This window comes from Pararhodobacter sp. CCB-MM2, from assembly GCF_001691415.1.
GTDB lineage: Bacteria > Pseudomonadota > Alphaproteobacteria > Rhodobacterales > Rhodobacteraceae > Pararhodobacter.
Map to the genome: position 1 here is coordinate 175,059 of NZ_LRRR01000006.1, position 22,862 is coordinate 197,920.

Annotated in this window: 17 protein-coding genes and 1 tRNA gene; 7 read left to right on the top strand and 11 right to left on the bottom strand. The window is 64.7% G+C overall.

The features are described from left to right. Positions 1–149: 149 nt before the first annotated feature. Both BCY78_RS09385 and BCY78_RS09390 read right to left on the bottom strand, forming a co-directional pair. Positions 150–1,103 carry an aldo/keto reductase gene (locus tag BCY78_RS09385; RefSeq protein ID WP_068300669.1) on the bottom strand — a complete coding sequence of 318 codons (954 nt, stop codon included), beginning with the start codon at positions 1,101–1,103 and terminating at the stop codon, positions 150–152. Between the two features lie 136 nt (positions 1,104–1,239). Beyond that, positions 1,240–1,326, bottom strand: a tRNA-Leu gene (locus BCY78_RS09390). Positions 1,327–1,562: 236 nt separating this feature from the next. Between BCY78_RS09390 and BCY78_RS09395 the strand changes: the two genes are divergently transcribed. Continuing rightward, positions 1,563–2,549: a complex I NDUFA9 subunit family protein gene (locus BCY78_RS09395; RefSeq protein WP_068300671.1), complete on the top strand. Its 987-nt coding sequence runs from the start codon at positions 1,563–1,565 to the stop codon at positions 2,547–2,549. 72 nt (positions 2,550–2,621) lie between these two features. Here the strand turns inward: BCY78_RS09395 and BCY78_RS09400 are convergent, their stop codons facing one another. Next, on the bottom strand, positions 2,622–3,425 hold the full coding sequence (locus tag BCY78_RS09400) for an undecaprenyl-diphosphate phosphatase (protein WP_068300673.1): 804 nt from the start codon (positions 3,423–3,425) through the stop codon (positions 2,622–2,624). Positions 3,426–3,640: 215 nt separating this feature from the next. On the opposite strand from BCY78_RS09400, the gene BCY78_RS09405 reads away from it, so the two are divergent. Both BCY78_RS09405 and gltB read left to right on the top strand, forming a co-directional pair. Next, positions 3,641–5,077: an NAD(P)-dependent oxidoreductase gene (locus BCY78_RS09405; protein ID WP_068300675.1), complete on the top strand. Its 1,437-nt coding sequence runs from the start codon at positions 3,641–3,643 to the stop codon at positions 5,075–5,077. Positions 5,078–5,224: 147 nt separating this feature from the next. Continuing rightward, a complete protein-coding gene (gene gltB / locus BCY78_RS09410; protein ID WP_068300677.1) occupies positions 5,225–9,763 on the top strand; it encodes a glutamate synthase large subunit in 4,539 nt (1,512 codons plus the stop codon). Positions 9,764–9,871: 108 nt separating this feature from the next. On the opposite strand, the gene BCY78_RS09415 is transcribed toward gltB, so the two are convergent. The 6 genes from BCY78_RS09415 to BCY78_RS09440 are packed head-to-tail and all read right to left on the bottom strand — an operon-like array spanning position 9,872 to position 16,489. After that, a complete protein-coding gene (locus BCY78_RS09415) occupies positions 9,872–11,056 on the bottom strand; it encodes an ABC transporter substrate-binding protein (protein ID WP_068300679.1) in 1,185 nt (394 codons plus the stop codon). A gap of 47 nt (positions 11,057–11,103) precedes the next feature. After that, positions 11,104–12,972 carry a long-chain fatty acid--CoA ligase gene (locus tag BCY78_RS09420; protein ID WP_068300680.1) on the bottom strand — a complete coding sequence of 623 codons (1,869 nt, stop codon included), beginning with the start codon at positions 12,970–12,972 and terminating at the stop codon, positions 11,104–11,106. Further along, positions 12,969–13,739: an ABC transporter ATP-binding protein gene (locus tag BCY78_RS09425; RefSeq protein WP_068300681.1), complete on the bottom strand. Its 771-nt coding sequence runs from the start codon at positions 13,737–13,739 to the stop codon at positions 12,969–12,971. The genes BCY78_RS09420 and BCY78_RS09425 overlap by 4 nt, the downstream gene beginning before the upstream one ends. Continuing rightward, entirely contained in the window at positions 13,736–14,536 is an 801-nt protein-coding gene (locus BCY78_RS09430; protein WP_068300683.1) for an ABC transporter ATP-binding protein, read from the bottom strand. The genes BCY78_RS09425 and BCY78_RS09430 overlap by 4 nt, the downstream gene beginning before the upstream one ends. Continuing rightward, positions 14,533–15,609, bottom strand: a complete 1,077-nt coding sequence (locus BCY78_RS09435; protein WP_068300685.1) for a branched-chain amino acid ABC transporter permease — start codon at positions 15,607–15,609, stop codon at positions 14,533–14,535. The genes BCY78_RS09430 and BCY78_RS09435 overlap by 4 nt, the downstream gene beginning before the upstream one ends. 4 nt (positions 15,610–15,613) lie before the next feature. After that, positions 15,614–16,489, bottom strand: a complete 876-nt coding sequence (locus BCY78_RS09440; protein WP_068300686.1) for a branched-chain amino acid ABC transporter permease — start codon at positions 16,487–16,489, stop codon at positions 15,614–15,616. 476 nt (positions 16,490–16,965) lie between these two features. Here BCY78_RS09440 and BCY78_RS09445 point away from each other — a divergent pair, with 476 nt between their 5' ends. The 3 genes from BCY78_RS09445 to BCY78_RS09455 all read left to right on the top strand — a co-directional run bounded on the left by BCY78_RS09445 (position 16,966) and on the right by BCY78_RS09455 (position 20,466). Then, positions 16,966–17,922 carry a transglutaminase family protein gene (locus BCY78_RS09445; protein WP_068300688.1) on the top strand — a complete coding sequence of 319 codons (957 nt, stop codon included), beginning with the start codon at positions 16,966–16,968 and terminating at the stop codon, positions 17,920–17,922. Then, positions 17,919–19,187 carry a phosphopantothenoylcysteine decarboxylase gene (locus tag BCY78_RS09450; protein ID WP_068300691.1) on the top strand — a complete coding sequence of 423 codons (1,269 nt, stop codon included), beginning with the start codon at positions 17,919–17,921 and terminating at the stop codon, positions 19,185–19,187. The genes BCY78_RS09445 and BCY78_RS09450 overlap by 4 nt, the downstream gene beginning before the upstream one ends. Before the next feature lie 118 nt (positions 19,188–19,305). Further along, positions 19,306–20,466, top strand: coding sequence for a hypothetical protein (locus tag BCY78_RS09455; RefSeq protein ID WP_068300693.1), 1,161 nt, complete (start codon positions 19,306–19,308; stop codon positions 20,464–20,466). Positions 20,467–20,518: 52 nt separating this feature from the next. Here the strand turns inward: BCY78_RS09455 and BCY78_RS09460 are convergent, their stop codons facing one another. Continuing rightward, a complete protein-coding gene (locus tag BCY78_RS09460; protein ID WP_083194926.1) occupies positions 20,519–21,223 on the bottom strand; it encodes a hypothetical protein in 705 nt (234 codons plus the stop codon). Then, complete coding sequence (locus tag BCY78_RS09465) at positions 21,195–21,488, bottom strand: hypothetical protein (RefSeq protein ID WP_068300697.1); 294 nt, start codon at positions 21,486–21,488, stop codon at positions 21,195–21,197. Before BCY78_RS09465 ends, BCY78_RS09460 begins: the two co-directional genes overlap by 29 nt. A gap of 299 nt (positions 21,489–21,787) precedes the next feature. Between BCY78_RS09465 and BCY78_RS09470 the strand changes: the two genes are divergently transcribed. Beyond that, positions 21,788–22,489, top strand: a complete 702-nt coding sequence (locus BCY78_RS09470; RefSeq protein ID WP_139103126.1) for a hypothetical protein — start codon at positions 21,788–21,790, stop codon at positions 22,487–22,489. The last annotated feature ends 373 nt before the right edge of the window (positions 22,490–22,862 follow it).

The following is a 22,862-nucleotide window of genomic DNA, read 5'->3' on the forward strand; positions in this document are numbered from 1 at the left end:
GAAACTATGTCGATACTGCATTGCGGCATAAGGGCCCGCGGCGATCTGCGCGACGCAAATCGCGCGATCCGCGACTCGTGGGGGAACGCGGCGACGCCAATGGTGGACTTTCGGCGCCGATAGCGACCCTGACTGGTGCCGGTTGGCTCTCAGGCCCCGGCTGCCTCCAGCACCTGAAGATCGCCCTCGGACAGCTGCAAAGCCGCTGCACGGGCGAAACTTTCGACCTGCTCGACGCTGGTGGCGCTGGCAATCGGCGCGGTGACACCCTGCCTTGCGATCAGCCAGGCCAGCGCGACTTCGGCCTGCGTGGCGCCCTGCCCCTCGGCCACCTGATCCAGCGCGGAGAGGATGCGCAACCCGCGCTCCGTCAAATACTTCCGCACCGATTCGCCTCGGGCGCGGCCGGCCAGATCGGCCTCGGTCCGGTATTTCCCGCTGAGGAACCCCGCCGCCAGCCCATAGTAACAGACGACACCAATATCCTCCTGCAGGCAGAGATCGCGCAGCGCCTCTTCGAATCCCGCGCGGTCGTGCAGGTTATAGCCCGGCTGAATCACCTGATAGCGCGGCAGCCCCTCGGCCTTTGCCACCTCCAGCGCCTTGCCCAAGAGCGCGGCGTCATAGTTCGAGGCCCCGATCGCCCGGATCTTCCCGGCCTTCAGCAGCCGGTCATAGGCGCCCAGCGTATCGGCATGATCGGCCTCGGGGTCCGGCCAGTGCGAGAAATAGAGGTCGATCTCGTCGATCCCCAACCGGGCCAGCGACCGATCGACCGCCGTTTCGATCCAGCCAGAGGACAGGCCCTTCTCACCCGGGCCACCCATGTCGGACCCGACCTTGGTGAACAGCACCACTTTCTCGCGCATACCGGGGCGCTGCGCGAACCAACGGCCCAAAACGGTTTCCGATTCGCCACCCGAATGGCCCGGCGCCCAGCGCGAATAGACATCGGCCGTGTCGATGGCGTTGAACCCGTGGTCGATGAAGGCATCCAGAACGCGGAAACTGGTCGCCTCATCGGCGGTCCAGCCCAGCACATTGCCGCCGAAAACCAAGGGCGCGATCCGCAGCCCCGTCTTGCCCAGATTGCGCGTTTCCATGGGTGTGCCCTCTCGCTGATTGCCGCTTGCTGAACAAGTTAAGCGGCACGGCGGGAAAGGGAAGTCCGGATCTGAAATCGACGGCCCGAGAATCAAGAAACCCCGCAAGGACAAAGCCTTGCGGGGTTTCTGGTATTGGTGCCCAGGAGAGGACTCGAACCTCCACTTCCTTACGGAAACTAGCACCTGAAGCTAGCGCGTCTACCAATTCCGCCACCTGGGCTGGTGGTGTGAGCGGCTGAATATCCGTGCCCCCGAACACTGTCAACGGCCCTTTCAAAAAAATCGTCACGCGGACGAAAAAATGTCATCCAGCCGGTCAGGTCATGGGTGACGGGTCCCCCTGCCCCACCTCGCCGCGACGCAGAAGACGCATCGGATGCGCCCTGCTTTTGGCTTGTCGCGCAAGGGGCTGAGGGGTATTGAGCAAGGAAATACGCTGTCTGCGCGGAGGCCAACATGACGAAACTTGTCACGATCCTGGGCGGTTCGGGCTTTGTCGGACGCTATGTCGCCCGCCGCATGGCGCAGGCAGGCTGGCGCGTCCGCGTTGCGACTCGCCGCCCCAACGAACGCCTTTACGTGCGCACCTATGGCTTTGTCGGCCAGGTTGAGCCCGTCCTGTGCAACATCCGCAACGAAGAGTCCGTCCGCGCGGCGATTGCCGGGGCCGATGCCGTGGTGAACTGCGCCGGCATCCTCGCCGAGAGCGGCAAGAACAGCTTCAACGCCGTGCAGGCCGAAGGCGCCGGCATGGTGGCCCGCCTCGCCGCCGAAGCCGGTGTGCCGCATCTGGTGCATATCTCGGCCATCGGCGCCGATGCCGAGGCTGAAAGCGCTTATTCGCGCACCAAGGGTCTGGGCGAAGCGGCCGTGCTGCAGGCCTTCCCCGGCGCAGTCATCCTGCGCCCCTCGGTGATCTTCGGGCCCGAGGACGAGTTCTTCAACCGTTTCGCCGCCTCGGTACGCGTCTCGCCGATCCTGCCGATCACCGCCGCGAACACCCGCTTCCAGCCGGTCTATGTCGATGACGTCGCCGAAGCCGCTGCCAATGCCGCCATGGGTCAGGCCGAGGCGGGGATCTACGAACTGGGCGGCCCCGACGCGATGAGCTTCCGCGACCTGATGACGATGATGCTGCAGGTGATCCGTCGCCGCCGCGTGATCGTGAACCTGCCGCGCTTCGCCGCCTCGATCGGGGCGACGCTGGGTGGCATCGCGCAGACGCTGAGCCTCGGCATCGTCAAGGCGCCGATCACCAAGACCCAGCTTCTGGACCTGCAGCACGACAACGTCGTGGCCGACGGCGCCAAGGGCCTGCGCGATCTGGGCGTACAGCCGACGCCGATGGACCTGATCCTGCCGAGCTATCTGTGGCGCTTCCGCCCGACCGGCCAGTACGACGCGATCAAGGAATCGGCCAAGGGCCTGCGCGGTCAGGAGTGATCCTGCCGCCACCGAACGCAAAAGGCCGGGCGCATTGCCCGGCCTTTCTCATTTCAAGGCGCCCTTTCACGGTTAGGCGTAGGCCATCCACAGCAGAAACATGCCCAGCAGCACGCGATAGATCACGTAGGGGGTGAAGCTGACCGCTGCGAGGAACTTCATCATCACCTTCAGCGCGAACAGTGCCGCCACGAACGAGATCGCCGCCCCGATGGCGCCGTCGATCGCTGCCTGCGCATTCGCCGTCTCGACGAGGTCCAGCGCCGTGATCGCGCCCGAGGCGATGATCGTCGGGATCGACATCAGCATCGACAGCCGCGCGGCGTCATGGCGCTCGAACCCGAGGAAGCGCGCGCCGGTGATCGTGCTGCCCGAGCGCGAGGTGCCCGGAATCAGCGCCACCGCCTGCCATAGCCCAAGCAGGATCGCATCGCGGAAGGTCCAACCTTCGGCCCGGCGATCCTCGGGGCCCAGCTTGTCGGCGGCATAAAGGATCACGCCGAAGACCAGCATGGTCCAGCCGATCACCGCCATCGAGCGCATGGCATCGACAAGGCCCGTCGCCTTCAGCACCAGACCCAGCGCCATCACCGGCACCGTGGCCACGAACAGCAGGAAGGCCATCCGCGCGCCGGGCGAATCAAGGCGGCCGCGCAGCATCGCCGGGATGCCGCGTAACACCATCGCCACATCGGCGCGGAAATAGAGCATCACGGCCAGCAAAGTGCCGACATGCACAGACACGTCAAGCGCCACGCCCTGATCCTGCCAGCCGGCCAATTGCGGCAGGAGGATGAGATGCCCGGACGAGGATATCGGAAGGAATTCGGTAATGCCCTGAATCAATGCAAGAATCAGGATGTGATAGAGCGGCATTGTCAGCGCCTCTGCCATGGTTCGGGGCACCATACCGCCTTTTGAAAAAAGGGGAAGCCGTGAAGATAGGTATATTTTACTGACCTATTTTGCAGAGGCGCGCTCAGACAAAGCGCGTTGCGATGTAAAATAAGTTGGATATAGGTCAGTCTTGCTGACTTTTCTTGTCTTTCATTCCAGAGTATCCCTGCGCGACAATTGCGGGAGACCCAGCCATGGCCACACAGCGCATGCTCAAGTTCGTGACCAAGCCCAAGGAAATGCCGACCAAGCGGTCGGCGGGCGAACGCCGCGAAGACTTCGACGAGATCTATCGCGAGTTTGCGGCGGAAAAGGCTGCGGAGCAAGCCAGCCGTTGCAGCCAATGCGGCGTGCCCTATTGCCAGTCGCATTGCCCGTTGCACAACAACATCCCCGACTGGCTGATGCTGACCGCTTCGGGCCGTCTGCAGGAAGCCTATGAGCTGTCGCAGTCGACCAACACCTTCCCCGAGATCTGCGGCCGCATCTGCCCGCAGGACCGTCTGTGTGAAGGCAATTGCGTGATCGAGCAGTCGGGCCACGGCACCGTCACCATCGGCGCCGTCGAGAAATACATCACCGACACCGCTTGGGAGCAGGGCTGGGTGAAGCCCGGCGTGCCCATGGCCGAGCGTGATCAATCCGTCGCCATCATCGGCGCGGGCCCCGGCGGTCTGTCGGCGGCTGACCGTCTGCGTCGCCTCGGCGTTCAGGTCACCGTCTATGACCGCTATGACCGCGCGGGCGGCCTGCTGACCTATGGTATCCCCGGCTTCAAGCTGGAGAAGGACGTGGTCATGCGCCGCATCGAGCAGCTCGAAGCGGCCGGCGTGCAATTCGTGCTGAACTGCAAGGTCGGCGAGGACATCAGCTTCGACGCGATCCGCGGCAAGCATGATGCCGTGCTGATCGCCACCGGCGTCTACAAGTCGCGCGACCTTTACGGCCCCGGCGCGGAACTGCCCGGCATCGTCAAGGCGCTGGACTATCTGACCGTCTCGAACCGCCTGAGCTTCGGCGACGAAGTGGCGGAATTCACCTCGGGCGCGCTGAATGCCGAGGGCAAGCGCGTCGTCGTCATCGGCGGCGGCGATACCGCGATGGACTGCGTGCGCACCGCCGTGCGTCAGGGCGCGACCTCGGTCAAGCTGCTCTACCGCCGCGACCGCGACAACATGCCGGGCTCGCAGCGCGAAGTGCAGAACGCCGAGGAAGAAGGCGTCGATTTCGTCTGGCTGACCGCGCCTGCGGGCTTCGAAGGCGATGAGGCTGTGACCGGCGTCAACGTGCAGAAGATGCGCCTCGGCGCGCCGGATGCCTCGGGCCGTCGTTCGCCCGAACTGATCGAAGGCGCCGATTACATCGAGCCGGCCGATCTGGTGATCAAGGCGCTCGGCTTCGAGCCCGAGGAAATCCCGACCCTCTGGGGCGTGCCGGAACTGACCGTGACCCGCTGGGGCACGATCCGCTGCGATCACGCAACCCACGCGACCAGCCTGCCCGGCGTCTATGCCGTGGGCGACATCGTGCGCGGTGCCTCGCTGGTGGTCTGGGCGATCCGCGATGGCCGCGAGGCTGCGGATTCGATCCTCGACTACCTGTCGCAACCCGCCTCGGTGGCGGCTGAGTAACACGGCCCGGGGTTCAGCCCCCGGCCAGGCGCCCTCCCCCGCAACGGGGACCGCGACCGGACCCCGGGCTGGGCCCACATCTTCTGACCCGGCAGGACTGCATCCCTGAGATCAGCCTGACCGCCCGCAACTGAAAAGGAGCAAGCCATGACCGTCTACGACGAAAGCTGGGTCGCCGCCGAAGAGGCGAAGCGCCGCTGGATGGATGAGAACGGCCTCTACAAGACCGATGACGAGCATGCCTCGTGCGGTGTGGGCCTTGTTGTGTCGATCAACGGCAAGCCCTCGCGGCAGGTCGTGATGAACGGCATTAACGCGCTGAAGGCGATCTGGCACCGCGGTGCGGTCGATGCCGACGGCAAGACCGGCGACGGTGCGGGCATCCATGTGCAGATCCCGGCGCCCTTCTTCTACGACCAGATCCGCCGCACTGGCCATGAGCCCGACATGGATTCGCTCATCGCCGTCGGTCAGGTCTTCCTGCCGCGCACCGATTTCGGCGCGCAGGAGCGGTGCCGGACCATCGTCGAGACCGAAGTCCTGCGCATGGGCTACTATATCTACGGCTGGCGCCATGTCCCGGTGGACACGCTGGTTCTGGGCGAGAAGGCCAATGCCACCCGCCCCGAGATCGAGCAGATCCTGATCAAGAACACCAAGGGGACCGACGAGGAAACCTTCGAGCGCGAGCTCTACATCATCCGTCGCCGCATCGAGAAGGCGGCGATCGAGGCGCAGGTGACCGGGCTCTACATCTGCTCGTTGTCCTGCCGCTCGATCATCTACAAGGGGATGATGCTGGCCGAGCAGGTCGCGACCTTCTACCCCGACCTGATGGACGAGCGTTTCATCTCGTCCTTCGCGATCTATCACCAGCGCTATTCGACCAACACCTTCCCGCAATGGTGGCTGGCCCAGCCCTTCCGCATGCTTGCCCATAACGGCGAGATCAACACGCTGAAGGGCAACGTGAACTGGATGAAGTCGCACGAGATCCGCATGGCCTCGTCGGCCTTCGGTGAGATGGCCGAGGACATCAAGCCGATCGTTCCCGGCGGTTCCTCCGACTCGGGCGCGCTGGACGCGGTGTTCGAGGTTCTGGTGCGTTCGGGCCGTTCGGCGCCGATGGCGAAGACCATGCTGGTGCCGGAAGCCTGGTCCAAGACCACAGTCGAGCTGCCGAAGCCGTGGCAGGACATGTATTCCTACTGCAACTCGGTGATGGAGCCGTGGGACGGCCCCGCCGCTCTGGCGATGACCGATGGCCGCTGGGTCTGTGGCGGTCTGGACCGCAACGGCCTGCGCCCGATGCGCTATGTCGTGACGGGTGACGGCATGCTGATCGCCGGTTCGGAAGCGGGCATGGTGCCGGTCGACGAGATGACCGTGCGCGAGAAAGGCGCCCTCGGGCCGGGGCAGATGATTGCCGTCGACATGAAAGAGGGCAAGCTCTACCGCGACACCGCGCTGAAGGACCGTCTGGCCTCCAGCCAGCCGTTCGGCGAGTGGACCGACAAGATCGTCGAGCTGAACAACCTGCTGCGCGACGTGCCGGAGACCCCGATGCACGCCGGCGAAGAGCTGCGCCGCCGCCAGATCGCCGCCGGCTATTCGATGGAAGAGATCGAGCAGATCCTCTCGCCGATGGCCGAGGACGGCAAGGAAGCCGTGGCCTCGATGGGCGATGACACGCCGTCTGCGGTGCTGTCGAAGGTCTATCGCCCGCTCAGCCACTTCTTCCGCCAGAACTTCAGCCAGGTGACCAACCCGCCGATCGACTCGCTGCGCGAAAGCCGGGTGATGTCGCTGAAGACGCGCTTCGGCAACCTGAAGAACGTGCTCGACGAGAGCTCGGCCCAGACCGAGATCCTGATGCTGGAATCCCCGTTCATCGCGAACGAGGAATTCAAGATGATGGTCCAGCAATTCGGCGATGGCGTCACCTTCATCGACTGCACCTTCGAGGCCGATGCCGGCCCCGAGGCGCTGCGCGAAGGTCTGAACCGCATCCGCACCGAAGCCGAAGATGCCGTCCGCTCGGGCGCCGCGCATCTGGTGCTGACGGATGAGAAGCAAGGCGCCGACCGGGTGCCGATGCCGATGATCCTCGCGACCTCGGCCGTGCACAGCTGGCTGACCCGCAAGGGCCTGCGCACATTCACCTCGATCAACACGCGTTCCGCCGAATGCATCGATCCGCACTACTTCGCGGTGCTGATCGGCTGTGGCGCGACGACGGTGAACCCCTACCTCGCGCAGGACACCATCGCCGACCGTATCGACCGCGGCCTGCTGGACGGCTCGCTGATTGACGCCATGCGCCGTTACCGCGACGCCATCGACGCGGGTCTGTTGAAGATCATGGCGAAGATGGGGATCTCGATCATCTCGTCCTATCGCGGCGGTCTGAACTTCGAATCCGTGGGCCTCTCGCGCGCGCTGGTCGCCGATTACTTCCCCGGCATGCACTCGCGCATCTCGGGCATCGGTCTGCACGGCATCCAGATGAAGCTGGAAGAGGTCCACACCAAGGGCTGGCGTCAGCCGGTGGGCCCGCTGCCGGTCGGCGGCTTCTACAAGGCCCGTCGCTCGGGCGAGAAGCATGCGTGGGAAGCGCAGACCATGCACCTGCTGCAATCGGCCTGTGACCGCGCGTCGTATGACCTGTGGCGCAAGTACTCGGCCGCCCTGCAGGCGAACCCGCCGATCCATCTGCGCGACCTTCTGGACTTCAAGCCGCTGGGCCGTCCGCTGCCCATCGAGGAGGTCGAATCGATCACCTCGATCCGCAAGCGTTTCGTCACCCCGGGCATGTCGCTCGGCGCCCTCTCGCCCGAGGCGCACCGCACTTTGTCCATCGCGATGAACCGCATCGGCGCGAAGTCGGATTCGGGTGAAGGCGGCGAGAGCCCCGACGATTTCACGCCCGAACCCAATGGCGACAACGCCTCGGCGAAGATCAAGCAGGTGGCCTCGGGTCGCTTCGGCGTCACCGCCGAATACCTGATCCATTGCGAGGAGTTGGAGATCAAGGTCGCGCAGGGTGCCAAGCCCGGCGAGGGTGGTCAGCTGCCCGGCATGAAGGTCACCGACCTGATCGCCAAGCTGCGCCATTCCACGAGGGGCGTGACCCTGATCTCGCCGCCGCCGCACCACGACATCTACTCGATCGAAGACCTCGCGCAGCTGATCTACGACCTCAAGCAGATCAACCCCAAGTGCAAGGTCACGGTGAAGCTGGTGGCGTCCTCGGGCGTCGGTACGATTGCCGCGGGCGTGGCCAAGGCCAAGGCCGACATCATCCTGATCTCGGGCCACAATGGCGGCACCGGGGCCTCGCCGGCGACCTCGATCAAGTATGCGGGTCTGCCGTGGGAGATGGGCCTCACCGAGGCGCATCAGGTGCTGGCGATGAACAACCTGCGCGACCGCGTGACGCTGCGGACGGACGGTGGTCTGCGCACCGGTCGGGACATCGTCATGGCCGCGATGCTGGGCGCCGAGGAATTCGGCATCGGCACCGCTGCGCTGATCGCGATGGGCTGCATCATGGTGCGTCAGTGCCAGTCGAACACCTGCCCGGTCGGCGTCTGCACGCAGAACGACGCGCTGCGCCAGAAGTTCACCGGCAATGCGGACAAGGTGGTCAACCTCATCACCTTCTACGCGCAGGAAGTGCGTGAGATCCTCGCCTCGCTGGGCGCCCGCTCGGTGGACGAGATCATCGGCCGCGCGGATCTGCTGGCGCAGGTCAGCCGGGGTTCGGCGCATCTCGACGACCTCGACCTGAACCCGCTGCTGATCACCGTCGATGGCTCGCGCTCGATCCGTTACGACCGCGACAAGCCGCGCAACGCCGTGCCCGAGACGCTGGACAGCGAGATCATCCGCGACGCTGCCCGCTTCTTCGAAGAGGGTGAGAAGATGCAGCTGTCCTACGCCGTGCGGAACACGCATCGGACCGTGGGCACGCGTGCCTCCAGCCACATCGTCAGCAAGTTCGGCATGCGCAACAAGCTGCAGCGCGACCACCTGACGGTGAAGCTGGCCGGTTCCGCCGGTCAGTCGCTGGGAGCCTTCGCCGTGCGCGGGTTGAAGATCGAAGTGTTCGGCGATGCCAACGACTATGTCGGCAAGGGCCTGTCGGGCGGTCTGGTGGTGGTGCGTCCGCGCATGTCCTCGCCGCTCAAGGCCTCCGAGAACACGATCATCGGCAACACCGTGCTCTATGGCGCAACCGATGGTCAGCTGTTCGCGGCCGGTCGTGCGGGTGAGCGCTTCGCGGTGCGGAACTCGGGCGCCTCGGTGGTGGTCGAGGGCTGTGGCTCCAACGGTTGTGAATACATGACCGGCGGGATCGCGGTGATCCTGGGCTCGATCGGTGCCAACTTCGGCGCCGGCATGACCGGGGGCATGGCCTATCTCTATGACCCCGAGGGCACGGCGCTGAACCTGATGAACCTGGAATCGCTGGTGACCTGCCCGGTCACGGTTGATCACTGGGAGAACCAGCTCAAGGGCCTGATCGAACAGCATGTCGCCGAGACGGAGTCGGTGCTGGGCACCGAGATCCTGCGCCGCTGGGATGTGGAGAAGGCGAACTTCCTGCAGGTCTGCCCGAAGGAGATGCTGGTGCATCTGACGCATCCGCTGGCCCACGAGGTCAAGGCAATGCCCGCCGAATAAGGCGCGACCCGCGTAGGGTGGGGTTTCACCCCACCTGTCGCTCCCCTCATTGCCAGAACAAAAAAGGGGCCGCAGATGCGGCCCCTTTTCTTTTGCCTTCTGGAGGGATTACTCGCCGACCGCCATGGCTTCACCGGTGTCACCGTCGATGCTGACCAGCGTGTTCCACTGACCATTGCCGACCTGGCTGATGAAGATGTCGTTCGCGCCCTGATGATCAGCCCCGAAGTTGATATGGGTGCCCAGCAGCGCGTCATCGTAATCCAGCGCTTCCATCGCCGCGACGAAGCCCTCGGTGGTCAGGTCCGGCCCGGCCGCTTCCAGCGCGCGCACGATCTGTCCCGCCGCAGTGTAGCCCAGCATCGCAAAGCCCGAGGCCGGCTGGTCATAGGCCGCCTGATAGGCCGCGATGAACTCGGCCGGGGCCTCGTCCGACGCGCGAGCATAGAGGTCCTGCCACCCCGACGAGGCATAGAGCCCGTCCGTCACGCCACCCGGCACCATGGCCACCGGCTCGAGGAAGCCGGCCGAGGTGGTCAGGAACAGCGCGTCGTCCCAGCCCAGACGCTTGGCGGTGCCGACGATGGTGATGCCGGCGCGCACGCCCACGGCCTGCGTGATGATCTGGCAGCCCGCGTCGCGCAGACGGCTGACAGCACCGACGAAGTCCTGCTCATCGGGACGGTGGGTGGTCTCGTCGACGAAGGTCAGGCCCATTTCCTCGGCCGCCTCGCGCGAGGCGGTGGCGATTTCCTCACCGAAATCGGTCGGCAGGTACATCGAGCAGACATTGGTCGCGCCGGTCGTCTCGTGCAGGTAGCGGATGCCCGCGACGGTCTGGTCGTAATAGCTGGAGAACGAGGCGAAGTTCATGCCCGGCGGCTCGGGCAGGATGGCGCGGGCAGCGGTCAGCGGCGCCACGTTCGGCACGCCCCGGCGTTCCATCAGCGGGTAATGCGCGAGGTTGTGCGGCGTCCCGAGGTTCAGCAGCATCGCGAAGACGCCGTCACGCTCGATCAGCTTGTTATAGCCCTGCGTGGCGCGCGGCAGCTGGTAGCCGTGATCTTCCACCAGATAGCGGATCTGGCGGCCATGCACGCCGCCGTTCGCGTTCACCTGCTCGAAATACAGGTTGGCGCCGTTCACCGCCGGCGTCGAAACCGCCGCGAACACGCCCGAGAGGTCATGCACGCCGCCGATCAGCACTTCGCTGTCGGTGACGCCACGGGTCTGGGCCTGCGCGCCGGTGGCCAGCGCCGCAATGGCAGCCGCCATCAGAAACTTGGTCTTCATGTCGTCCTCCCCTTTGGACCCTCCTCCGGGCCCTTATTGCAATCGTCTCAATACATCGCGTCGATCAGCGCCTTGTGCCGCGTTTCGACGGTTGCGCGTTTCAGCTTCATCGTGGCCGTAAGCTCCTCATCTTCGGCCGTCAGAAGCACGTCGATCAGGCGGAAATCCTTGATCTGTTCGACGCGCGCGAACTCCTTGTTGACCGCCTCGATCTCGCGGCGGATCAGCGCCAGCACCGGCTCGGCGCGGCACAGCGAGCGGAAGTCGCTGAACGGCACCTTGTGGTCCTGAGCGTATTTCTCGACGTTTTCCTGATCGATCATGATCAGGCAGGTCAGATATTTGCGCCGGTCGCCGATGATCACCGCATCCGAGATGTAATGGCTGAACTTCAGCCGGCTCTCGATCTCGGCGGGGGTGATGTTCTTGCCGCCCGCGGTGATGATGATGTCCTTGATCCGGCCGGTGATGGTCAGGAAGCCCTGATTGTCGATCCGCCCCACATCGCCGGTGCGCAGCCAGCCGTCCTCGGTGAAGGCCTCGGCGGTCTTCTCGGGCTTGTTGAGATAGCCCTTGAAGATGTTGAGCCCCTTCAGCTGGATCTCGCCATCCGGCGCAATGCGCATCTGGATGCCGGGATTCACCTGCCCGACCGAGCCGGTGGCATTCGAATCCGGCAGGTTGATCGTCGCCACGCCCGAGGTCTCGGACATGCCGAACCCCTCATAAAGCGGCACGCCGATCGCATGATACCAGCGCAGCAACTCGGGCGAGATCGGCGCGGCGCCGGTCAGGCCGCGGGTGATGCGGTCCATGCCCAGCATGCGGCGCAGGTTGGCCAGCACGAGGAAATCCCAGACCCGGTAGCGCAGCGCCACACCGCCCGGCACCGGCTTACCCTCAAGGATGCAATCCGCCCGCGCCAGCCCCGCCTTGATCGCCTGCCCGAAGGCCCAGCGGCCCAGCGCCGTCGATTCCTGCGCCATGACCAGCACGCGGGAATAGACCTTCTCCCAGACGCGCGGCACGGCGACGAAACCATGCGGCGAGATTTCGCGGAGGTTGTCGAACACCGTCTCTGGGCTCTCGGCGAAATTCACCGTCGAGGACACGACCAGCGGCGTGTAGAGCGACACGATCCGTTCGAGGATATGGCACAGGGGCAGGAAGCACAGCTGCTCGGCCCGCTTCTGGAACGGCAACCCGTAGAGCGAGGCCTCCATCCCGGCCGTGATGTTCTCCTGCGTCAGCTGCACGCCCTTGGGCTGACCGGTGGTGCCCGAGGTGTAGATCAGCACGCAGACATCCTGCGGCCCGGTCTTGTCGATCTCGGCGTTGAAGACGGCCTCGTCGTCGTGCTGGCGGCCCAGATCGTAAAGCTCGTCGAGCAGCATGCAGTTCTGGTTGTCGAAGGCATGCAGCCCCTCGGGATCGAGGATGATGACCTTCAACAGCGAGGGCATCTGGTCCGCGACTTCGAGGTATTTATCCAGCTGTTCCTCGTTCTCGACGATCAGGAACTTGGTCTGGCTGTCATTGACCAGATAGGCCAGCTGCGCGGCGGAATCGGTGGTGTAGACGCCCGAAGAAATGGCCCCCATGCATTGGGCGGCCATGTCGAAATACATCCACTCCTTGTTGTCCTCGGACAGGATCGAGATCACGTCGCCGCGCTGCAGGCCCAGCGCGCGCAGGCCCATGCCGATATGGCGCGCGCGGGTCAGGTAGTCGGTCCAGCTATAGGCCTGCCAGATGCCGAGGTCCTTCTCGCGATGCGCGACCTCGGCGCCGTTCTCCAGACAGCGGGCGCGGAACAGGGCGGGGACGGTCATATGGCCGTCGATGCGCACCGGCGAGACACCGGGCTCGGCATTGACGCGCACGCCCTTGAGGTCCTTTTCGGAAAGCATGTTCATCGCCACGTCTTCCTCTTCTTCCAGCGCCGTTCGCCGCGCGCGCCCTCATTGGCATGGCCGAGATAGAAGCTCTGGATGTCCTCGGATTGTGCCAGCTTTTCCGCCGAATCGGCCATCACGATCCGGCCAAGCTCCATGACATAGCCCTGATCGGCCAGATCCAGCGCCACGGCGGCGTTCTGTTCGACCAGCATCATGGTGACGCCCTCGTCCTGATTGAGCCGCCGCAGGATCGCGAAGATCTCCTGCGTCAGCAGCGGCGACAGGCCCAGCGAGGGTTCATCGAGCAGCATGATCTTCGGCCGCAGCATCAGCCCGCGCCCGATGGCCAACATCTGCTGCTGCCCGCCCGAGAGCGTGCCGGCCTCCTGCAGGCGACGCTCGGCGAGGATCGGGAAATAGCTGAACACCATCTCGCGGTCGCGCTCGATCTCGGCACGGTCCGAGCGGGTATAGGCCCCAAGCGTCAGGTTTTCCTCGACGGTGAGCAGCGGGAAGACCTCGCGTCCCTCGGGCACCTGCACGATGCCGCGACGGACGACCTGATGCGGCTCCTTGCCCTGGATCTCCTCGCCCTCGAACAGGACCTGACCCTTTTCCGGGTCCATGATCCCCGAGATCGTCTTCAACAGCGTCGTCTTGCCCGCGCCATTCGCGCCCAGCACGGTGACGACCTGACCCTTGTGGACCTCCAGCGAGACACCGCGGATGGCCATGATCGGGCCGTAGAAGGTTTCGAGGTTCTTGACCTCCAGAAGCGCGCTCATACCCGCTCCCCCTTCGCATTGGCGGTCTTCGAGATGGCCGAGGTGCCCAGATAGGCCTCGATCACCGCCGGATGCGATTGCACCTCGGCCGGGGTGCCCTCGGCCAGCTTCGCGCCATCGGCCAGAGCCAGCACCCGGTCGCAGACCTTCGACACAAGGCCCATGTCATGTTCGACCATCAGCACGGTGATCCCCATCTGGCGGCGGATGTCGTCGATCCACCAGCGCATGTCCTGCGTCTCCTCGACCGAAAGGCCCGAGGCTGGTTCATCGAGCAACAAGAGACGCGGCTTCGTCGCCAGCGCGCGGGCAAGTTCCACGACCTTGCGCACGCCGTAAGGCAGACCCGCGATCATCTTGTCGCGGTAAGCCTGCAGGTCGAGGAATTCGATCACCTCCTCGACGGCGAGGCGATGCTCGCGCTCCTCCTGCCGGACGCGGCCCATGAAGAACATCTGCTCGGGCAAGGACGACTTGCGGTGACGGTGACGCCCGACCAGCAGGTTCTCCAGCACGGTGGCGCGCTCGAACAGCTCGATATTCTGGAAGGTCCGCGCGATGCCGAGATTGGCGATCTCATGCGCGCGGTGATTCAGCAGGTTCTCACCGTCGAAGCTGATCTTCCCCCGCACCGGGCGGTAGAAGCGCGAGATCATGTTGAAGACGGTCGACTTGCCGGCGCCGTTCGGGCCGACCAGCGCGAAGACCTCGCCTTCATTGACCGACATCGACAGGTTGTTCACGGCCGTGACGCCGCCGAATTTCAGCGTCACGCCGTTGAGGTCCAGAAGGCTCATCTCAGGCGCTCCGTCTTCAGATAGGACTTCTGGCGACGGAACATGTCGCGCCGGGCGAAGGGGAAGAGCTCGAGCCAGGTCCGCATCTTCAGCCAGCGTCCGTAAAGGCCCATCGGCTCGAAGAGGATGAAGGCGATCAGGATCATGCCGAACACGCCGGTTTCCAGCCCCGGCACGGTGATGTGCAGCACGTCGGTGGCGATGGACAGGAACTGCGGCAGGAAGGCGATGACGATGGCGCCGAGGAAGGCCCCGTGGATGAAGCCAAGGCCGCCGATGATGATCATCATCAGCAGCTGGATCGAGATCAGGAAGTTGAAGGTCTCGTTGTTGAAGGCCCCGGCAAACAGACCCATCAGCGCCCCGCCCAGACCGGCAAAGGCGCAGCTGAGCCCGAACGCCATGGTCTTCGTCCGCGCCACATCGACGCCCATCGCCTGCGCCGAAATCTCGGAATCCCGCACGGCGGCGAAGGCGCGGCCCAGGGGCGAGCGCAGCAGGTTGCGGTAGATCAGCGTGACGAAAAGCGCGGTGCCGAGGGTGAGGAAATACCAGGTCTCAGGCGCGGCCCAGCGGTTGATCTCGATCCCGAAGACCCAGATCTCGGGCGCGAAATAGCCGTTCACACCGCCGGTCCAGGGCTCGAGGATGACGATGAAGTCATCGGCCAGAATCGCCAGCGCGAGGGTGAAGATCGACAGATAGACCCCGTGCAGCTTCAGCGCCGGAATGGCAACCAGCGCGCCGATGATCCCGGTCACCACACCCGCCAGCAGGAAGGCCGCGAGGAAGGGCAGCCCGGCCTCCATGAAGTTGACGCAGGTATAGGCGCCCAGCGCCATGAAGGCGGAATGCCCAAGGCTCACCTGCCCGGTCTGCCCCGTGAGCAGCATCAGCCCGAGGCCCGCGACGGACCAGATCAGAACGTTGGTGACCTCGCCCAGATAGAAGCTGTCGATGATCCAGGGCAGGGCCAGAAGGATCAGCAGCAGCACGGCGTAGAGCGAGAATTTGTACCAGTCGGGGAAGAGGCGGATGTCGTGGTCGTAAGAGGTCTTGAAGTGGAACCGCATGCGCTCAGACCTTCTTCACGCGGACCTGCGCGAACAGGCCGTGGGGACGGAACACCAGCACGATGATGAGCAGCGCATAGGGTGCGATCTGGCTGTAGCCCGCGGGCAGATAGCGCGCCGCAAAGGGCTCGATGATCCCGACGATGAGGCCGCCCATCAGCGCGCCGGGCAGGCTGCCGAAGCCGCCGATCACCGCCGCCGCGAAGGCCTTGATGCCGATGAAGCCCGACGAGATGTCCAGCGTGCCCTTCGAGGCATAAAGGATCCCCGCCACGCAGGCGACGACGCCCGCCAAGGCCCAGACCGCGCCCTGCACCCGCTTCACCGGGATGCCCATGTAATAGGCCGCCATCTGGTTCTGCGAGGCCGCCTGCATGGCCAGCCCCAGCTTCGTGCGCTGGAAGAACTGCCACAGCAGCATGGTCATGATGACGGTGACGACAATCACCGCGATATCCGCCATCGACAGCACCACGCCGCCGAAACGCACATCGCCCAGCGCCAGCGGCGAATGCAGGTTCTGCGGCTCATGGCCCCAGATCACGCCGGCGATGAAGCGGATCACGAAGCCCAGGGCGATGGTCAGGATGACAACCGCGGTCTGGCTCTGGCCGAACATGTGGCGCAGGACCAAGAGGTCCAGAAGGTAGCCCAGCGTCGCCATCAGGATCAGAGCGATCGGCACCGCCAGCCAGAAATTCAGGCCCATGAATTGGGGATTGACCAGCCCGACCATGATGAAGGCGCCCAGCATCATGAAATCGCCCTGGGCGAAATTGACGGCCTCGGTCGCCTTGTAGATGAGCACGAAGCCCAAGGCGACGAGTCCGTACACACAGCCGTTGGCGAGACCGCTCAACAGCAGTTGCAATACGTCCATGGATGGCCCTCCCAGACCCTCGCCCCTCCTGCCCGACGTTGCTCGTCGGTGCCGGTCCTCCCGGGGCGGTTGCATCCAGAATTGCCGCTTCCCTGCAGTGATTCAACAATTTTCCCGCGATGTCGAAAAAGTGGACGTTACGGAAACCGCTGAAAACCGAGGGGAATCGTCAGGGAATCGCTCGCCCGGTAGCTGTATTGCACGCGAGAAACAATCCTAGATTTTGTTGCCACGAGGGAAACAAAACTCTTCTTCTACGTGCATCCGAGGGGTAACTTGTTGTTAAGGCCCGCGCCTTTTCGCTGCCCGTTGGGGCCCGGGTCGTTGCCATCTGCCAATCGCATCGGACCTTGGGGGGCCACATGCAGACGACTGCTGCCAAAACATTCAACCCTGAATTGCTCGAATTGTTCAAGGATACAACCCTTGGACTCTACCTAGATGGGTACGAATCCGACATTTTTGCCCGTGGTGAAGTGCGCCAGCTCTCCGCCGGCGGCGTTTATGACGCTGGGTCGGATCGCCCGCTCAACGTCGTTCTCGACGGCCGACTGACCGGTGTGACCGACTGGTTCGGCCCGGGGAATCACTTCGGCCCGCAGGAACACACGCTTCAGGTCGCCGATCAGGCCGCCCGCATCTGGACCCTTGATTCGGCGGCCCTGCCCGCTTCGCTCAAGCGCGTGCTGGCCAAAGCCCTGATCGCCGCCGACGCGGCCGAGGCCGACGCCACCCCGCCGACCGACCTGCCCGATCCCGCCGCGCTGTGCGACGTCGATCACCCGGAAATCCGCCGCGCCGCCGTGCGCCTGCGCCGTGCCACGCCCGCCTCGACCGCCGAGGCCGTGCTGAAATTCGTCCACGCCATGCCTTACCGTTTCGGCGCGTGGCAGGAACGCGCCTCGGACACGCTGGCCCGCGGTGTCGGCATGTGCACGACCAAAACCAACCTGCAGGTCGCCCTGCTGCGCGCCGCCGGTCTGGAAGCCGGTTTCGTCGAAGTGCCGATGCCGACCTCGGTTCTGGGCAAGCTGATGCCGACCGGCTGGCTGGCCCTGCAGCGTCCGACCGTGAAGCACTATTTCGCCGCGGTGAAGCTGAACGGCGTCTGGCATGGCTGCGACTCGTCCTATGACTACGCCAGCTACCGCATCTTCCTCGAGATGTTCCCGTGGATGGCGCATCGCGAAGAGCCGGTCCTGACCGAGGGTGCGCCCTACATCCCCTGTCTGGAGATCCAGCATGCGGATTTGTTCGACATTGAAGTTGTCGAATCAATTGGAGGCGAGATGGGCAAGAAGAGCCGCTTCCTCACCCGCCATTTCGAGGCCCTGAACACCCGCGTCGACCGCGCGCGCGGCGCGCATCAGAAATGGCGCAAGGGTCTGGAAATGCCGGCCGCCGACGCCACCGAAGGCGAGGTGCGTGCATGAGCCTCTACGACTGGGACTTCTCTGCCCCCACGCCGTCCAGCATGGGGGACCACGACGTGCCTCCGGCCTCGGAAAGGCTGAAGGGCAAGCGCATCGCGCTGTTGGTCACTGGCGGCATCGCGGCGATGAAGACGCCGGAACTGGCCCGTGGCCTGCGTCGTCATGGCGCCAGTGTCACGGCCTTCGCCAGCGAGGATGCGCTGCATTACGTCGCGCGTGAGGCGCTGGAATGGGCCACCCTCGGGCCGGTCGTCACCAACCTGACGTGGCGGGCCGAGCATCTGTCGGACAACGATCCCTTTGACGCCTATCTGGTTGCGCCGGCAACGCATTCGACCATCGCCAAGATGGCGCACGGGATCGGCGACACGGTCGTCACCTCGACGCTGATCTCGGCCCTTGGTCGGATGGAGCAGGGCCGCACGCAGGTTCTGGTCGCGCCGACGATGCATGGCACGATGCACAACAGCCAGCTGGTCGACAACGCGCGCCGCCTTGCCGCGCAGGGCGTGCATTTCGTCGCCCCGCGTGACGCCTATGGCAAGCACAACCTGCCCAGCACCGAAACGCTGTGCATCGCCGTCGGGCGGGCGCTCAGCACCTCGCGGCTGCGCGGGCGCAAGATCATGGTCACCGCCGGTCCGACTCCGGTGCCGATCGATGGCGTGCGTCGGATCGTCAACCGCTTCCGCGGCCGTCTGGGCGCGCAGGTGGCCGAGGAGCTGACATGGCGCGGCGCCGATGCCGAACTGATTCTCGGCGACGGGGCCTGGCGGCCGAAGACGCCGATGCCGATCACCATCACCCGCACTTACAGCGAGTACCGCGACACGGTGGTCGAGCGGGTGAAATCGGGCGTCTGGGCCGGGGTCTTCTCGGCCGGGGTGGCGGATTACCGGCCGAAGCAGGCGGTGACGGGCAAGATCGCCTCGGGCCAGTCCAGCCTGATGCTGGAGCTGGAGCCGACCGAGAAGGTGATCGACATGGCCATGGCCGCCGATCCCTCGATGCACACGGTGGCGTTCAAGTACCTCGAAGGCGTCAGCGAAGAGGAACTGGTGAGCGTCGCGGCCAAGCGTCTGGACCGCGCCGGCCTCGTCGTGGCCACCCGGGGCGAGGATACCCGTGGCACCGATCAGCGCGCGCTCTTCGTGCGTCCGGACGGGGTGACCCCGATCGACGACAAGCGCGCCATCGCCCATGCCATCGCCGACCATCTGGAGGCTTTGGCCGCCGCGCCGGCGCTGCTGAACGCCGCAGAATAAGCGTGACCCGAAGGCCCCTGCCCAGCGTGGGGGCCTTCGACCAAGACCAAAATTCTTGCGACATCAGATTTGGAATGCGACCCTGCGGGCATTGAAACAATGCCATTTGAGGTGTCCCATGCGATTGTCGCCGCGCGTTTGCGCGCTCTTCCTCACATTCCTCGCCGCCCTTGCCGCGCCCGCACTGACGCCGGAGCGGGCCGAGGCGCAACAACCCGAACTGATCCAGATCGAGGCCGGACAGCATTTCACCTGCGCGCTGGACGCGGAAGGTGGCGTCTGGTGCTGGGGGATAAACCTGTCCGGACAACTTGGGGACGGCACGACCGAGAATCGCGCCAACCCCGTTCAGGTGCAGGGCCTCGACCCGGCGATTGCCATTTCTGCCGGCGGCTATCACGCCTGTGCCCTGCACGAGACCGGTCGGGTGTCGTGCTGGGGAAGCAACAACCAAGGCCAGCTGGGCAACGGCCAGTCCGGTGTCGCCGTACAAAGCGCCCCTGTTACGGTGCTGGACCTCCGCAATATCACCGCCGTTGCCGCGGGCGGGCAACATACCTGCGCGCTGAATGGCCGAGGTCGGGTGTTCTGTTGGGGGGACGGCTATTCCGGGCAGCTTGGCCTCGGCTCGAACGAGGATTTTCCGGTGCGCCAGATCGTCCCCGGCCTAACCCGCGTCAACGCGCTGTCCGCAGGATCGGCCACGACCTGCGCCACGACCCGCCGCAGCGAGGAATTCTGCTGGGGCCGGAACTTCGCCGGGTTGCAGGGCGATGGCACGGGGAATGCCACCAACGTGCCGACCCTGCTTGCCCGGGACAACATGAGCGATCTGGACCCGGCCTCAAGCCACACCTGCGGGCTGAACGCCCGCGGCTTCCTGATGTGCTGGGGCTCCAACCAGTATGGCCAGCTGGGCAACCCGAATGCGGAGCGCCGGCAATACCTTCCGATCCGCGTCAACGGCCTGCGCCGGGTGCGTGATTTCGGCACGGGCCACGGGTCGCACAGCTGTGCCCTGACCCGGACCGGGCGTCCGTTCTGCTGGGGCTGGAACGCCTTGGGCCAGCTGGGCGACGGCACCTTCACCGACCGGGGCGAACCCGTGCCGGTGTTCTATTCACGCCTCCGGTATCAGGAACTCGCCGTCGGCAGCCGCCACACCTGTGCCTTGCAGACCAACAACCGGGTCCGGTGCTGGGGTCAGGGGCAATATGGCCAGCTGGGCAATGGTGCACTCGACAACAGCGCCCTGCCCGTATTCGTGCGCTGGCCCTGATCGCATGCTGCGCCCCCGGCCTTAGGTCGGGCCCAAGGTCGGGGGCGTGGCGTCAGATCATCCGGATCACGTCCTTCTCGACGGCCAGCATGTAGCCCTGCCGCGGGATGTTGCGGACCAGAAGCTCACTGACCATCTGGTTGCCCAGCGAATCGCGCAGCCGCTTGATCCGGGTGGCACCGGCGGCTTCCTCGCAATCGGCCTCGCGCTTGCCCGAGATCACCGATTCCAGCGAAGCGCCCGACATCATCTCATCGTCCATCCGGGCCTCGGCCAGAACGGCGAGGGCCTCGACCGCGGCTTCGGTCAGGTTGAATTCCAGATCGTTGATATAGACCTTCCGCTCGCCCCGGCTGATCACCAGAGACGAGACCTGAATGCCCGTCCGCTGCACCTGGGCCAGCTTGCGGTTCAGCCCGATGAGGGCCAGCACCAGAACCAGCGCGGTGATCAGCAGCAGGCTTGCGAAGACGATCAGCACGAAGATCACGCCACGATAGCTGACCAGCACCTCGGTGAAGGTCGTCCCCGATTGCGCAAGGATCTCCAGCAGGCGCAGCTCGGCCTGTCCGGTCAGATCGGCATTGTCGGCGAAGATCTGCGTGACGCGGGCGTTGAATTCGTTCGTGTCCGGCAGGTTCACGAACAAAAGCACGGCCGCCAGCGCCAGAATGGCAACAATGGCGGCCAAGCCCAACATGATCGTGCGGGAGCCCCCGCGGGTCAGATCAATAACGGAGGTAGAAGCTTCCGGCATTCGCGCGCCTCGAGGACAATCCATCGTCCCCGAATGTGGACAAAACATTGACCAAGGTCCAGCCACCAGAGGCCAGACGGCCGCGCAAAGCCTGCGTCGCGGCGTTCACGTTTCCGCAGGCGTTGTCGGGGATCTGGGCGACGCCATAGTGGAATCGCACGGGGTTGTTCTGTTGCGCGCGGTAATCGGCATAGCACGCGGCCGAAGCCGGAAGCGCCATGGCCAGCGTCGCGCCAAGGGCGAGAATCGCAGTCTTGAATCGCATGGTCACAGCTCGATTGGTTGCAGGGTTACGGGTGGTGTTCATAAGCCGACCATGCCGATGCCGACCGCGCTATGCAATATCAGGGGCATGGAACCCCCTGCGCAGCAAGGCGTTATTGGATAACCAGCGCCCGATATTGCCTCTCATCGACCCTGGGCGCACCGTCGCTGCATCCCGGCAGATCGCCACGGCCCTTTCCCGCCGCCGCCCCTGCCGTCCCTCCGACACGCGCCCGCTTCGGGTCCTTGAAAGGTCAGCCGATGACATTGCTATCCACCCTCCCCCCCCCCCGCTTCAGGATGCCGCGCTTCCTGACCCGCCGAGTCACCACCATGGTCGCCGCTGGCGCTGTCGCCGTGGCCGGCTTGTCCGCCACCGCCCGCCCGGCCGAAGCCGATGCCGACGACCTGCTGCGCTTCCTTGCCGGCGCGATCGTCGTCGGGGCCATCGTCAACGCCATCGATGACAACCACACACCGCATTACTACAGCCCGCGCGTGTTGCCCGGCTCGTGCATGGAGACGATCCGCGTCAACGGCCGCAACATCCAGAGCTTCAATGAGCGCTGCCTGAACCGCGCCGGCTATCGCGGGCTTCCCCAGCATTGCCGATACGAGTTCCGCGTGAATTACGGCCGCACCCGCACCGGCTACATCGCCGAATGCCTGTACGAGGCCGGCTACAACGTCGGCAACGGCGGCTGGGAAAACGGCGGGGGCTGGAACAACGGCGGCCACGGTGGCTATCGCCCGCCGATCTCGGCCCGACCGCCGCGCGTCGACCCGCCCTACATGAGCCCGCCGCGCCACAACGCCAGCCTGCCCGGCCATTGCTCGATGACCTATCGCCAGCAGGGCCAGCGCGTGAACGGCTATTGGGCCGGCTGCCTGCGCGATGCCGGTGTCCGCAACCTGCCCGGATATTGCCGCGTGACCTCGACGGGCGGCGACCGGATCTTCAACGCCAACTGCCTTCGTGACGCGGGTTACCGCACGCGATGATCCGAGCGGGACGAAAAGTTCGCTTTTCGTCCCCTTTTTGTTTCCAGAAGTAAACTTTCGATAACGTATTTATTGCACCGTGATCTTGTAGCGAGTGGGTCTGGAACCGGTTCCGACTTGTTGCGTTGGTCATGCATGAGGACCGGCATGTTGCCGGGCGAAGGTGGGCTCTCGGGCCCACCTTTTGTCCGGGCAAACGCCGTTCCCGTGGGTGGACCACCCCAAAAAGTGGGAACCGGTTCCAAACCACCTCCCTCAAAAAAAAAGGGGAAATAAAAACTTCTTTTTAAACACATACGAACGTTCCATCGACGAGGAATAGAAAAGCTGTATATGCTGCACATCTTTAGAATAAAATATTACAAGATATAGT

Bases quoted from the DNA above. Each gene is read 5' to 3' on its own strand.
- BCY78_RS09385 (WP_068300669.1), bottom strand. From the start codon at position 1,103: ATGGAAACGCGCAATCTGGGCAAGACGGGGCTGCGGATCGCGCCCTTG.
- BCY78_RS09395 (WP_068300671.1), top strand. From the start codon at position 1,563: ATGACGAAACTTGTCACGATCCTGGGCGGTTCGGGCTTTGTCGGACGC.
- BCY78_RS09400 (WP_068300673.1), bottom strand. From the start codon at position 3,425: ATGCCGCTCTATCACATCCTGATTCTTGCATTGATTCAGGGCATTACC.
- BCY78_RS09405 (WP_068300675.1), top strand. From the start codon at position 3,641: ATGGCCACACAGCGCATGCTCAAGTTCGTGACCAAGCCCAAGGAAATG.
- gltB (WP_068300677.1), top strand. From the start codon at position 5,225: ATGACCGTCTACGACGAAAGCTGGGTCGCCGCCGAAGAGGCGAAGCGC.
- BCY78_RS09415 (WP_068300679.1), bottom strand. From the start codon at position 11,056: ATGAAGACCAAGTTTCTGATGGCGGCTGCCATTGCGGCGCTGGCCACC.
- BCY78_RS09420 (WP_068300680.1), bottom strand. From the start codon at position 12,972: ATGAACATGCTTTCCGAAAAGGACCTCAAGGGCGTGCGCGTCAATGCC.
- BCY78_RS09425 (WP_068300681.1), bottom strand. From the start codon at position 13,739: ATGAGCGCGCTTCTGGAGGTCAAGAACCTCGAAACCTTCTACGGCCCG.
- BCY78_RS09430 (WP_068300683.1), bottom strand. From the start codon at position 14,536: ATGAGCCTTCTGGACCTCAACGGCGTGACGCTGAAATTCGGCGGCGTC.
- BCY78_RS09435 (WP_068300685.1), bottom strand. From the start codon at position 15,609: ATGCGGTTCCACTTCAAGACCTCTTACGACCACGACATCCGCCTCTTC.
- BCY78_RS09440 (WP_068300686.1), bottom strand. From the start codon at position 16,489: ATGGACGTATTGCAACTGCTGTTGAGCGGTCTCGCCAACGGCTGTGTG.
- BCY78_RS09450 (WP_068300691.1), top strand. From the start codon at position 17,919: ATGAGCCTCTACGACTGGGACTTCTCTGCCCCCACGCCGTCCAGCATG.
- BCY78_RS09455 (WP_068300693.1), top strand. From the start codon at position 19,306: ATGCGATTGTCGCCGCGCGTTTGCGCGCTCTTCCTCACATTCCTCGCC.
- BCY78_RS09460 (WP_083194926.1), bottom strand. From the start codon at position 21,223: ATGCCGGAAGCTTCTACCTCCGTTATTGATCTGACCCGCGGGGGCTCC.
- BCY78_RS09465 (WP_068300697.1), bottom strand. From the start codon at position 21,488: ATGCGATTCAAGACTGCGATTCTCGCCCTTGGCGCGACGCTGGCCATG.
- BCY78_RS09470 (WP_139103126.1), top strand. From the start codon at position 21,788: ATGCCGCGCTTCCTGACCCGCCGAGTCACCACCATGGTCGCCGCTGGC.